General features: G+C 55.3%; 11 protein-coding genes. 5 read left to right on the top strand and 6 right to left on the bottom strand.

From position 1 onward, the window contains the following. Nucleotides 1–26: 26 nt before the first annotated feature. Nucleotides 27–485, bottom strand: coding sequence for a hypothetical protein (locus AAC019_RS10010; protein WP_339898666.1), 459 nt, complete (start codon nt 483–485; stop codon nt 27–29). A gap of 91 nt (nt 486–576) precedes the next feature. On the opposite strand from AAC019_RS10010, the gene AAC019_RS10005 reads away from it, so the two are divergent. Beyond that, nucleotides 577–1,020 (top strand): universal stress protein, encoded by a 444-nt coding sequence (locus tag AAC019_RS10005; RefSeq protein ID WP_339898665.1) that lies wholly within the window; start codon nt 577–579, stop codon nt 1,018–1,020. A 52-nt stretch (nt 1,021–1,072) separates the two neighbouring features. Here the strand turns inward: AAC019_RS10005 and AAC019_RS10000 are convergent, their stop codons facing one another. Then, nucleotides 1,073–3,019, bottom strand: a complete 1,947-nt coding sequence (locus tag AAC019_RS10000) for an ATP-binding cassette domain-containing protein (protein WP_339898664.1) — start codon at nt 3,017–3,019, stop codon at nt 1,073–1,075. Between the two features lie 346 nt (nt 3,020–3,365). On the opposite strand from AAC019_RS10000, the gene AAC019_RS09995 reads away from it, so the two are divergent. Continuing rightward, nucleotides 3,366–5,366: a transglycosylase SLT domain-containing protein gene (locus AAC019_RS09995; protein ID WP_339898663.1), complete on the top strand. Its 2,001-nt coding sequence runs from the start codon at nt 3,366–3,368 to the stop codon at nt 5,364–5,366. A gap of 269 nt (nt 5,367–5,635) precedes the next feature. Further along, the gene (locus AAC019_RS09990) at nt 5,636–6,868 is read left to right on the top strand and encodes an HDOD domain-containing protein (RefSeq protein WP_339898662.1); all 1,233 of its coding nucleotides are present in this window, start codon (nt 5,636–5,638) and stop codon (nt 6,866–6,868) included. Nucleotides 6,869–6,873: 5 nt separating this feature from the next. On the opposite strand, the gene AAC019_RS09985 is transcribed toward AAC019_RS09990, so the two are convergent. The 3 genes from AAC019_RS09985 to AAC019_RS09975 form a co-directional block, all read right to left on the bottom strand. Then, nucleotides 6,874–7,113, bottom strand: a complete 240-nt coding sequence (locus tag AAC019_RS09985; RefSeq protein ID WP_339898661.1) for a glutaredoxin family protein — start codon at nt 7,111–7,113, stop codon at nt 6,874–6,876. Nucleotides 7,114–7,156: 43 nt separating this feature from the next. Continuing rightward, nucleotides 7,157–8,026, bottom strand: a complete 870-nt coding sequence (locus AAC019_RS09980; protein WP_339898660.1) for an FHA domain-containing protein — start codon at nt 8,024–8,026, stop codon at nt 7,157–7,159. Nucleotides 8,027–8,087: 61 nt separating this feature from the next. Then, nucleotides 8,088–9,827, bottom strand: coding sequence for an EAL domain-containing protein (locus AAC019_RS09975; RefSeq protein ID WP_339898659.1), 1,740 nt, complete (start codon nt 9,825–9,827; stop codon nt 8,088–8,090). 214 nt (nt 9,828–10,041) lie between these two features. Between AAC019_RS09975 and cmoA the strand changes: the two genes are divergently transcribed. Together cmoA and cmoB are read left to right on the top strand one after the other, a co-directional pair. Further along, a complete protein-coding gene (cmoA, locus tag AAC019_RS09970; protein ID WP_339898696.1) occupies nt 10,042–10,776 on the top strand; it encodes a carboxy-S-adenosyl-L-methionine synthase CmoA in 735 nt (244 codons plus the stop codon). Then, complete coding sequence (gene cmoB / locus AAC019_RS09965; RefSeq protein WP_339898695.1) at nt 10,776–11,744, top strand: tRNA 5-methoxyuridine(34)/uridine 5-oxyacetic acid(34) synthase CmoB; 969 nt, start codon at nt 10,776–10,778, stop codon at nt 11,742–11,744. The genes cmoA and cmoB overlap by 1 nt, the downstream gene beginning before the upstream one ends. A 16-nt stretch (nt 11,745–11,760) precedes the next feature. Here the strand turns inward: cmoB and AAC019_RS09960 are convergent, their stop codons facing one another. After that, nucleotides 11,761–12,294: a flavodoxin gene (locus AAC019_RS09960; RefSeq protein ID WP_339898658.1), complete on the bottom strand. Its 534-nt coding sequence runs from the start codon at nt 12,292–12,294 to the stop codon at nt 11,761–11,763. Nucleotides 12,295–12,433 lie beyond the last annotated feature (139 nt).

Below are 12,433 nucleotides of genomic sequence, written 5' to 3'. Positions count from 1 at the left end.
CGGGACAACCACCTCTGTGCCCGCGCCTAAGCGGCGAGCTTTTGCAAACACACAAGAAGTTGATCAATATCTTGTTCGTCGCCGTTTTCTCGCCAAAAAATATCCAGTTGTCGCGCACCAGAGCGCAGCCCGACCACGCCCTCTGGTAGCTCATCCAGCACCGCTTCAATTTGTTGGCGCCGCGCCTCGGTCGGCTTGGGCCCAAGAAACTGCCACCAGCCCTGCACATGGCTCTCGTGCGCATAGGGCGCACGCATCAGTGACCAAGCCGGTTGCAGAGTATCGGCAATAAGCGAGTAAACCGGCATCGCAGAGGGTGCTGCGGTATCGGTTGGCAGCCGCGGCGGCGGCAACAATCGCACCGATATACCGACTTCGCGGGCATATTGACGCAGCCGTTCACGCCGCCGCTGGCCGCGGTTTGGCTGCATCATGGCCACCGGTCCGACCACCATGGCAGCCACAAGTACGATCAATATGATCACGGTAGCGCTCATAGAATTACTCACTGGCGAAATTTGGGGAAATCATCCATGCTTAGGGGATCAGACGCAAGCGCAGCCGCAAGGAGCCTGTATGACTTCATATCAACATATACTGGTGGGCCTGGATTTAACCCCAGAGTGCCCGGACATCTTGCACAAAGCCGCGATTTTGGCCCAGGCCTGCGGCGCCAGGCTGTCCGTCGCCCACGTTATTGAGCCATTAACGTTTGCCTACGGCGGCGACATGCCGATTGATTTATCCGAGGTTCAGGATCAACTGCAAATCAAAGCCGAGCAAGAGCTACTGCGGTTGATTAAAAATGCCGACTGCCCTATTGAGCAAGAGCACGTATTGGTCGGGCAGCCCGCCACCGAGCTGCACCACCTGGCCAAGCAAATAAGCGCCGATTTAATCGCCGTGGGTAGCCACGGCCGCAAAGGCTTTGCACTGCTGTTGGGCTCTACCTCCAACAGCGTATTACACGGCGCCAGCTGCGATGTACTGGCAATTCGGGTCGAGCGTCAGGAGGAATAACACCGCTTAGCTTAGCTCACCCCGCGCTCCAGCATGCAGATGAACGCGGGGGTTAGCCCCCCAGATCTTCAAGCTCAGCCCAGCGCTCAAAACAGTCATCCAACTGCTGCTGTACCTCGGCCACCTGCTTTAAGTGCTCGTCGACCTGATCGGCGGGCAAACTATAAAAGTCAGGCTCTGCCATTTGCAGTTGTAACCGCTCGATCTCAGCTTCGAGTTTTTCTATCTTTTGCGGCAGTGCGTCAAACTCGCGCTGTAACTTATACGATAGCTTTTTGGCTTTGGCCGCAGGTGCACTTGGCTCTGGCGTTGACCCAGCGGGTTTTGTCGCTGTTTGCTGTGGCGCCGGAGCCCCGCCAGCCGCGGCACCCGGCTCGACCCAACGCCCGCCCTGACGCAGCCAGTCATCGTAGCCGCCAATATACTCACGCACCTGACCTTGCCCTTCAAAGGCGAATACACTGCTGACCAGATTGTTCAAAAATGCCCGGTCGTGGCTAACCAGCAGCACGGTGCCATTAAACTGCCCTAGCACCTCTTCCAGCAGCTCCAGCGTCTCCACGTCGAGATCGTTGGTCGGTTCATCAAGCACCAAAATATTGGCACTTTTACTGAACAGCTTAGCCAATAGCACCCGATTGCGCTCGCCGCCCGACAGAGCCCGCACCGGCGTTCGGGCGCGCTCGCCGGAAAACAAAAAGTCGCTTAAATAGGAGATAACGTGTTTCGATTTACCATTAATCTCAATGCTATCGCGCCCTTCAGAGACGTTATCGACGGCGCTTTTATCCAGATCGAGCTGGTCGCGCAACTGATCGAAGTAAGCCACACTTAAATTGGTGCCGAGCTTCACTTTACCGCTATCGGGGTTTAACTCCCCCAATACCAACTTGAGCAGGGTACTTTTACCCGCACCATTGGGGCCCACTAAGCCGATACGATCACCGCGAATGATTCGCGTGGAAAACGAGTCAATAATTGTGCGCTCGCCATAGCGGAAGCTGACATTATCGAGCTCTGCCACCAGCTTGCCCGATAACCCTGCCTTACCCAGGTCGAAAGTAGCGTTACCTTGCTGTTCACGGCGCGCACGACGCTCTTCACGCATATCTTTTAGGGCGCGCACGCGGCCCTCGTTGCGGGTGCGACGGGCTTTAATACCCTGACGTATCCACACTTCCTCTTGCGCCAGTTTTTTATCAAACAGCTCGTTGTGACGCGCCTCTTCGGCCAGCGCGCGCTCGCGGTACTCCAGATAGCTTTGATAATTACCCGACCAGGTACGCAGATGACCACGGTCGAGCTCGGCAATATGCGTGGCTACCGAGCGCAACAGAGCGCGGTCGTGCGTGATAAAAATCAGCGCACCGGTAAACGCCTTAAGCTCTTTTTCAAGCCATTCAATTGCGGCGATATCCAAATGGTTGGTCGGCTCGTCCATCAACAGGATATCGGGCTCTACCACCAGCGCCTGCGCTAGCGCCACCCGGCGGCGCCAACCACCCGACAAGGATGCCATAGGGGCGCTGCCGGTAAGCTCCAGACGGGTTAAAATTGCATCGACCTTTTGCTGCAGCGCCCAACCGTCCAGCGCCTCTAATTTACCCTGAATGCGCGTTAACTCTTCAACCCAAGCCTCTGAGGCGACCGTATCGGCGCCCTCGGCAAGCTGCCCGGCCCCCTCAGTTAACTGATAGTAGCGCGCCAACAACTGCCCCACTCCCGGCAAGCCTTCAGCGACCACATCAAACACACTGCGGCCATCGGCTTCGGGCAGATCCTGCGCGAGGCGTGCTACCCGCACCCCGCGATCGACCGTGACACTGCCCCCATCTAGGGTGACGTCTCCTGCCAGTACTTTAAGTAAGCTGGACTTACCGGCGCCGTTGCGCCCAATAAGACACCAGCGCTGGCCTCGCTCGACGACAAAATCGACTTTATCAAGCAGAATCTGTAAGCCGTAATTCAACTGGGCGCCATCTACTGTTAACAGTGCCATATAGGTTCCATTACCTGTGTATTGTGTGCGTGTCGCTCATTGCAACTTATAGCTAAAAAAACAAACTCTTACGAAAAGCAATTAACGTAGGGAATAAGGACAGAAATAGTTGCATTCGAGATCAAAAAAGTGGCAGCATGATACCTGTAAATACTACCGACAGACAGGCTTCTGTCGGCAAAAACAACACAATAATAAACGATCGAACACCAATCGTAAGCCTTGTTGGGGGATCTTAGGCGACGCAGATGACGTTGACGCCAGCGCCGCCCGGCAACGGATGTTGTCACAACCCCTGCCACAGGACGGTATCAATCGCAGCGATTTAATTTTAAGAGGTACCGCAATGCGGTTTTTGCGATCTGCAATGACTCCCTACACCGGCGCACGCAGAGCCGGACGTCTGGCCGGAGCAACTGCTCTGGGGCTTTTGATCGCCTTGACACAGGCGCACGCCGCACCCACCAGTATTGCGGCGCCACCGTCAATTGCCGACAAAACCGAACAGCGCAAACTCTACAATGACGCGCAACAGGCAATCCGCAGTGGCCGCTATACCGAGTACCGCGAGCTACTCGCCGAGCTTGAGCACTACCCGCTTAAGCCCTACCTCGAGTACAACTACATTAATCGCCGCTTTTCCACCTTACCCGCCGAGGACATCGCCGAGTTCGAGCGCGATTACCCGCGCTCGTATCTGGCCGATAAACTCAATCGCCGCTGGGTCGAAAAGTTAGCCCAGCAAGGTAAATGGGCCGATGTGGTAACGCAATACCGGGCCGACAACGCCACTACCGAGCTTACCTGTTACTACCTTCGCGGCCGAATCATCGAAGGCGACCAAAGCGCCTATAAAGAGGTGCCAGAGCTATGGTCCGTGGGCCACTCACAACCCAAGGCCTGTGATCCGTTGTTTGCTAATTGGATGGATCGTGGCGGCATGACCGACGCCATCGCATGGCAGCGATTTGTAAAAGCGATGGACTCGCGCCAGCGCTCGCTGGCACGTTACGCCGCCAAGAAGATGTCACCCGAAAAGAAAAAGCTCGCCGAGCTCTACGATGAAGTAGACAGCAACCCGCGAGTATTAAGTGATATGTCACGCTTTGGCGAGCAAAGCGCCGATATGCAGCAGATCATTTTGCACGGCCTGCAGCGCCTCTCGCTGCGCGACGCTGAGCTTGCCCACAAACTGTGGCAGCGCTACGACGCGCAACAGCTGTTTGCCGACAAAGCCCGCCTGGAGACACAGCGCTACATTGCCGTTCGCCTTTTGCGCCAAGGGCACACCAGCGAAACCGAAGCCCTGATTAAAGCGACGCCCGCGCTGAGCTCAGAGGATTTAACGGAGTGGTTGGTACGCGATGCGCTGCGCAATTTGGATTGGCACCGGGTCAATAAGTGGATCGCCATGCTGCCAACCGAGGCGCGCGCCTCCGAGCGCTGGCGCTATTGGCAGGCTCGCGCCCTGGAACACACCGGCGGCAGCGCCGAACAAATTAAGGCGCTTTATCAACTGGTGGCGCAAACCCGCAGTTTTTACGGTTTTTTGTCGGCCGACCATCTAAACATACCCTATGAGCTGGTCGATAAGCCGGTCACCGTAAACTCGGTAACACGGGATCAGGTCGCGACTCTTGGAGGCGTACAGCGCGCCCGCGAACTCTTTATTCTAGGTAAGGCTCTGGATGCCCGCCGCGAGTGGTATCACACCACCAAGCAGCTGGACGAGACACAAATCATCGCCGCCGGCAAGCTCGCCGAGAGCTGGGGCTGGCACCGCAACGGCATCCAGGCCATGATTCAGGTGCGCTATTGGGACGATCTGGAGCTGCGCTTTCCGCTCGCCTACCAAGAGCACGTCAACACCACGGCTAAAGATTTATCGGTGGCGCCGCACTTGCTATTTGCCATCGCCCGCCAAGAAAGTGCGTTTACCGCCGATGCCCGCTCATCGGCCGGGGCACTGGGCTTAATGCAACTGTTGCCCTCCACTGCGAAACAAACGGCGCACCGCTCGGGCATGAGCTTCTCAACCTACGATCTGTTAGAGCCGGCCACCAATATCGCTCTGGGCGGGCGCTACCTCAACCAACTGCTGACTCAATTTGACGGCAACCGCATTTTGGCCGCCGCCGCCTACAATGCCGGCCCCAATCGTGTTAAGCAGTGGCTAAGTAAAAGCAAAAGTACCAGCCTGCCCTACGATGTGTGGATCGAAACCATCCCCTACCGCGAAACTCGCGGCTACGTGCAAAATGTGCTGTCGTACTCCGTAATTTACGGCTATCGCCTCGGTGAAGAAAAGCCGTTTATTACCCCAAGCGAAGCGCGCAGTTCACTATAGTGGCTGCTCCTACCGGCGCTCTAGCGCCGGGCGTCTCAGTGGTGAATACAATTTTATATGCCAAAGAACTTCAATTTACCTTACAATAGAGTTTGTAGAGAATTACTTGGCCGAGCACTCTGCGATGGCGAGTGAAAAACGATAACGAGCTCAATGAGTCGCTCCGGAGGTCCCTCGTTCGCGACTCGCAATCGCTGCGCAGCAAGGCCACAATGGAGTGGCACAGCTAAACGCTAAAACAAGGCACCACGGACTATACGGTCGTATTAATGCCCCAAGAATTTCCGCTGCTGGCACGGCAACCTATTTTCAATCGCACCATGGAGGTTGTCGCCTATGAGCTACTGTATCGCGCCGACCATGGAAACCGAGCGCAATTCACCGACGGGAATTCGGCCAGCACTCAAGTTTTACTCAACACCTTTGCCGAACTGTCCATCGAAAAGGTGGTGGGCAACCACCGCGCCTTTATTAATTTTACCGCCGCACTGATGGAAACCCGCTTTCCCTTTGATACCTCTCAGCTTGTTATTGAGGTGTTAGAAAGCGAGGCCATTAACGCCAACTTACTGCATCAATTAAAAAGATTACGCGAAGACGGGTTTGCCATAGCACTCGATGACTTTGTGTTAACCAAAGAAAGCGCCGCGTTGATTCCCTACGCGGATATCGTCAAGCTTGATGTATTAGCCCTCAGTGATAGCCAGCTAACCGCACACATTAAGTACTTAAAGCCTCTGGGCGTGCAGTTAATCGCCGAAAAAATCGAAACCTTTGAAATGCTCGAACACTGCCGCAAGCTGGGGTGCGACATGTTTCAGGGTTATTTTTTAGAAAAACCTCAGGTACTAAAAGGCCAAAGACTAAACGAAAGCAAACAAGCCGTATTGCAATTACTTGCCAGGCTCAACGACCCCAATGCGGCCTTCGAAGACATCGAAACTATTATTGCCCGCGACCCGGTACTGAGTTACAAATTATTAAGGTTGGTTAACTCCGCCGCCTTTGCGTTGCCACGTACTATTGAGTCACTGCGTCAGGCTTTGACGTTACTTGGCCTGAAAATCATCCGTAACTGGATTGGCCTGCTGGCGATGGCAAAGCTCGGAGACAAGCCGGCCGAGTTGTCGGTAAAAGCACTGACACGGGCTAAGCTGTGCGAATTAATCGCCAGCCAAACCCGGCCTCACACGCAATGCGATACTTTTTTTACCGCCGGTCTGCTCTCAACTCTGGGGGCATTTATGGACGCTCCACTGCCCAAGGTTCTTGAGGATATTCAGTTAAGCCCCGCGCTGCGCAACGCCCTGCTCGAGCTCACCGGTAGTGAAGGGCAAGTTCTTAAAGTGGTTATGCACTATGAACACGGTCAGTGGCAAGACATAGACTGGGCGTTTTTAGCCGGGCAACAACTCGACCCACACACCTTAACATCGCTGTACTTACAAACTCTGGCGTGGGTCGATGAAACGATGCTGACGCTACAGTCCGAGATCAGTTAACCGGCTTAACTGTCTTCATCGGCCAGCCAGCGTTGTAGCTGCCCGGCATCAAAGGGCCAATTGAGCTCGCGCCCATCAGCGGCGCGCAACACCGGAATAAGCACACCGTAGCGCTCAATCAAGGCATCATCGATAGCGATATCCACCTTATTCACCCGTACGCTAGGGTATTGCGACAGCAGTGCGCTGGCCTCATCACACAGATGACAACCAGCGGTGGTAAATAAAATAATCGATTCGGTCATGACGTTTCGATACACCGGACAGACAATACAACGCTCGTTAAACTTAACCCCGGGTTAGGTATAAGGCCGCCACCACAATTGCCGTCAGTACCGCCAGCACCAACAGGCCCGCCGCCCCATAACGCGGTTTAGTTTCTACCGCGGGGGATTCGCTGCGCGCCTGCCGGGGGGAGGCTGCTGGCGCCGGGCGTGCGGTGCGCGGTTTGCTTTTGGCACTGTTAAGCGGTGGTTTGCCCGGTTGCCGCACCGTGGTTTGAGACATATCATCGGCCGGACCAATCACGCCAAAGCTTAAGGTGTCAAAGCGCAGCTCATCGCCGCGCTTCACCCGCGCCTCGCTCACCTGGCGCCCGTTGACAAAGGTGCCGTTGGCAGAGCCTAAGTCCTTCACGTACAAGACACCATCGACGATATTAAGCTCGGCGTGCCGACGGGACAGATGAGCCGCCGCCAGCGATATATCACACTCACTGGAGCGGCCCACGGTATTGGCCTGACGCAGTGGAAACACCCGGCTCTTCAGCGCCGAATGATTCGCCTTTAGCGCCCAACCGGTCGATTTAGGGACTCGGGGGTTAGTGGTGCCGGTTTTAACGGTAGCCACTTCGGGCGCCGCTATCGGATCGGCCTTGGGGTCGATCACTTCAAGTTCGATACCCGCCAACAGTATGGTATCGCGTGCCTTTAACGGGCGCGGCGCCTTAACTGGCGCGCCATTAAGCAGGACCTCGCTCTCAGGCACCAGATTAACCAGCTCTAACTGCTCGTGATTAACATTGATTTTTAGATGATGATCGGCAACGTTAGGGGCACTGACAACCAACTGGCTCGACTTATCACGTCCGATCACTACGCTGGGCTCTACAAGCCATACCGCACTGTATTTTTTATTTTTAAAGCGGATTTTCAGCATTCATAGATCCTTTTGCCTGCTTATCAACGGGGTTTGATAATGCTACACAGACAAAAAGTTTTCAAGCCGTGTCACTTCCCATCAAAGTAACCGGAACCCGGCGACGAGACACAAACAACTGCGATCCTCCCAGCTCTTTGGCCCGGTGTTTGGCATCAGCCAACATCACCGCGACATGATGATGTGTCATGTTTTGCGTCGAGTCCGGCAGGACGCAACCAATGGCCAACGTCAGCGGGCCATACCGGCGTCGGCGGCCCTCGCGATCGGGCGTCCAGTAATCTCGCTGAGCCGCCGAAAGCCGCTGCGCAACCTCTCGCGCAAAACCGTCAAGCAACCGCTGACAGCGCTCGCGCCAATCGGCGCTTTGCAGCACCACGACAAAATCATCGCCCCCCACATGACCGACAAAATCACAGTCCGGGTCTACTACATCGCACAGCAGCTGGCCCAACATAATGATCACATCATCGCCACAACTGTAACCAAAAGCGTCGTTAAAAGGCTTAAAGTGATTAATATCACAGTAAGCCACGGCAAAATCAGCGCGCTGATCCAGCAACCGGTCAATCCACTCGTACAGAGGCACATTGCCCGGCAACCCCGAAAGCGGATTGGAGTGCCGCGCGGCACGTAACTTTTCATCGGCAATGCTGCGCAGCAAGCGGCGTACCTTAACCACCCCGACATAGCGCCCCTGCTCTTGCACCAAAATATCCACACTCAAATTTTGCGCCGGATCTTCCGTAACCAGCCGCCCGGCGGCATGTAACTCGGCATCAATCTCCATCGTTAGCGTGCGCGGACTAATAAACTCAGCGATGGGCTTATTGGCGTGCAGCTCGTAGGAATAGCGCCAAGAGAAGGTGTTGAGCAACTCGGCGCGACTGATCATACCCACCGGTGCGCCACTGTCACTCACCACCGGCAAACAACTGATACGCACATCAGAGCGCAGCATATTTACCACCTCGGCCGCCGATAAACCGGGGCTTATTGCGGCTTCATATACGGTCACCTCGCGCAGCGTCTGCCGAAACGGATCGTGCCAGCGCGGCGCGGTGGGTGCCGTGGTAATGTGTACTGGCACCTCGAGCGGCGGCTTGCGAGCCGGCCGGGCCAGATAGTAGCCCTGCATATACTCCACACCCAGTGCCGCCAGAGTGGTAAATTCCTGCTCAGTTTCGATGCCCTCGGCAATCACTTTATTGCCAATTCGCTGGGCAATATCCAGCATAAACCGGACAAACTCGCGCTTTACCGCACTGCGCTCTACCCCGCTGATAAAATGTCGGTCAATTTTGACATAGTCGGGGTTGATCTCACTCCAAATTCGCAACCCGGCGTAACCCGCCCCTAAATCGTCAATCGCCACGGCAAAACCCTGGCGCTGAAAGTGCTCACAGGCATCGCGCAGCAAATCGCAATCATCCATGGGTTGTTTTTCGGTAAGTTCAAACACAACCCGCTCAGGGCTTAAGTTCAGGCGCTGTAAAATCGCCAATGTCACACCATCGCGGTAATGGCTATCGGTAAACGACAGCGGCGACATATTTAAAAACAACTTACCCGGCAACTGCTGCTGTACAAAACTTTGGCAGGCCACCTCGCGACAGGCATACTCTAAACGCGCCAGCACACCTAACTCGGCGGCCACGCTAAACAGCTGATCCGGCCGCTCCAACTCAGTGCCTTGTGGGCCGCGGGCCAGGGCCTCATAGCCAATAATACTGTGACTATTAATATTGATGACCGGCTGAAACACAACGCTTATCTGTTTATCTACAATAATCGCTTGCAATAGTGCCTCGGCCCGGGACAAATTGCCGGGCAAAGCTGCGAGCGTTGAAAATGATTTTGGCGGATTTTGCATTGCGGCATTATCGGCACCGCAGGTGACAAATTTGTGACAACGCAAGCCCTGGCAATTGAGCCAAATCGCTGAGCAAGCTAGAATGCCTGCGCCCCCGTGGGATGCAAACGCCTTTATCGCCTTCGCCCGAGACGCAGCACCGATGACCGAGCCAAAAGACACCCTATACGCCAACCCGCTAGCGCAGGTCGACAGTTTTAGTTTTGATCAGCAAGTGGTCGATGTCTTTCCCGATATGATCAAGCGCTCGGTGCCTGGCTACCCCACCATTGTCAATATGATCGGCTCGCTAGCCGAGCGCTATGTCACTGCCGGCAGCCGCTGCTACGATTTGGGCTGCTCACTGGGGGCGGCGACACTGGCCATGCGTCACCGCATCCAAAATGCCAACTGTAAAATTATCGCGGTAGATAACTCACCGGCGATGATCCGGCGCGCCAGACAAGTTATTGCCGCCGACGGGCAGGACGAGATTCCGGTGGAGTTTGTCGAGGGACGGATTCAGGATGTCGCCATCGAGAACGGCTCATTAGCCGTGCTGAACTTTACCTTACAGTTTATCGACGTGGCCGAGCGCCCGGCGCTGCTTAAAAAAATAGGCCGCGGGCTCAACCCCGGCGGGGTCTTGATCTTGTCTGAAAAAGTCGCCTTTGATGACCAACCCCACCAAGAGCTAATGATCGAACTGCATCACAACTTTAAGCGCGCCAACGGTTACAGCGATCTGGAGATCGCGCAAAAACGTGCCGCCATCGAGAATGTGCTGTTGCCCGAATCGCTCACCGTACACCGCCAACGCTTGCGCGCTGCGGGCTTTTCGAGCGTCGACGTTTGGTTTCAGTGCCTTAACTTTGCCTCCATTATCGCCATTAAATGATGACTTTTACGACGCTGTTAGAGTATGTAAAAAACCATGAGACTCTCCATACCTGGGCCGACACCCTGGCGCTGGATATTGAGCGTGGCCTCGATACCAAGCGCTTTGGCGATTTACCCGGCTGGCTTACCACGTTAGACAATCTGCCCCGCATCGAGCCCGGCGCAATTGACTTAAGCGATAGCGTGACCGTCAGCGGCGGGGCCGACCCTCACCTCGTGAGCGAGGCCCGCGAAGGCTTGCGCGCGCTTATCCCCTGGCGCAAAGGGCCCTATTCGATACACGGCATCGACATTGACACCGAGTGGCGCTCTGACTGGAAGTGGCAGCGTATTCGCGACAAAATCGCCCCGCTCAAACACCGCCTGGTGCTGGATGTGGGCTGTGGCAATGGCTACCACGGCTGGCGCATGCTGGGCGACGGCGCCCAGCGGGTGATCGGCATCGACCCTTCCCCGCGTTTTGTGGTGCAGTTTCAGGCCATTAAACATTTTTTTGGCCAGCACCACCCGATTGATGTGCTGCCACTGGGTATCGAGCACTTACCCACCGAGCTCGGCGCCTTTGACACGACCTTCTCTATGGGAGTGTTCTACCATCGCCGCTCACCTATGGACCACTTGCGTGAGCTGAGGGCAACTTTGCGTCCCGGTGGGCAGCTGGTGTTAGAAACCTTGATTATTGAGGGTGGCGAGGGCGAGGTGCTGGTACCCGAAGATCGCTACGCGATGATGCGCAACGTGTGGTTTTTGCCCAGCGTACCCACCATGCTCAGCTGGATGCGCAAATGCGGCTTGCAAAACCCACGCGTGGTAGATGTTTGCACGACAACACTGGACGAGCAACGCAGCACCGACTGGATGCACTTTCACTCGCTGGACAAGTTTCTCGACGCCGACAACCCCGCCCTAACGGTTGAGGGACACCCCGCTCCGGTACGGGCGGTGTTTTTGGCGGAAGCGCCCTAAGGGGCGCAAACCAGTGTTAATCTCCCGGCGTCAGGGGCGTATCCAAACCAAACTCACGGTGAATTTGCTCGCACCAGCGATCGAGGCGTTCGGCGGTTAGATCTTCTTGCTGATCTTCATCGATAGCCAAGCCGACAAACTGCCCATCGTACTCGGCTTTGGAGGCGTCGTACTCGTACCCATCGGTGGGCCAATAGCCAATGCGTATCGGGTTATGCTGCGCGATTACCTCGTGCATCATACCCATCGCATCGAGAAAGTAATCGCCATAGCCAAACTGATCTCCCAAACCGAACAGCGCAATGGTTTTATCGCTAAAATCAATATCACCCAGATCGTCCCAAAACTCTTCCCAGTCGGACTGAATCTGGCCAAAATCCCAGGTGGGAATGCCGAGAATAATCCGCTCATATTGGGTAAACTCTAGCTGGGTAACGTCAGCGATATCATGCACGTCCACAACGTCAGCGCCCAGGCGCTTTTGAATACGCCGCGCTACGGCTTCGGTATTACCTTCATCACTGCCGAAAAAAAGCCCTATAATGGCCACAGAAGTACCTTTATAACTAACAAGTGAATAAAACAGCGCGCGAATTTTCCCAGCTATTTCAAGGTGGTGCAAGCAGCACGCAAACTTGCACCTGAAGTTAAGAAAGGTTAATAAGTGAGAGGGGCCCATGACAGCAACC

It is taken from the genome of uncultured Gilvimarinus sp., from assembly GCF_963975215.1.
Lineage (GTDB): Bacteria > Pseudomonadota > Gammaproteobacteria > Pseudomonadales > Cellvibrionaceae > Gilvimarinus.
Note: the sequence above shows the minus strand (reverse complement) of the source record. Positions and strands in the feature narration are given on the sequence as shown.

What these genes read in the sequence shown, in the direction of transcription:
- cmoA (WP_339898696.1), top strand. Translation starts at nt 10,042, where the DNA reads ATGACCGAGCCAAAAGACACCCTATACGCCAACCCGCTAGCGCAGGTC.
- AAC019_RS09985 (WP_339898661.1), bottom strand. Translation starts at nt 7,113, where the DNA reads ATGACCGAATCGATTATTTTATTTACCACCGCTGGTTGTCATCTGTGT.
- AAC019_RS09995 (WP_339898663.1), top strand. Translation starts at nt 3,366, where the DNA reads ATGCGGTTTTTGCGATCTGCAATGACTCCCTACACCGGCGCACGCAGA.
- AAC019_RS09990 (WP_339898662.1), top strand. Translation starts at nt 5,636, where the DNA reads ATGCCCCAAGAATTTCCGCTGCTGGCACGGCAACCTATTTTCAATCGC.
- cmoB (WP_339898695.1), top strand. Translation starts at nt 10,776, where the DNA reads ATGACTTTTACGACGCTGTTAGAGTATGTAAAAAACCATGAGACTCTC.
- AAC019_RS09980 (WP_339898660.1), bottom strand. Translation starts at nt 8,026, where the DNA reads ATGCTGAAAATCCGCTTTAAAAATAAAAAATACAGTGCGGTATGGCTT.
- AAC019_RS10005 (WP_339898665.1), top strand. Translation starts at nt 577, where the DNA reads ATGACTTCATATCAACATATACTGGTGGGCCTGGATTTAACCCCAGAG.
- AAC019_RS10000 (WP_339898664.1), bottom strand. Translation starts at nt 3,019, where the DNA reads ATGGCACTGTTAACAGTAGATGGCGCCCAGTTGAATTACGGCTTACAG.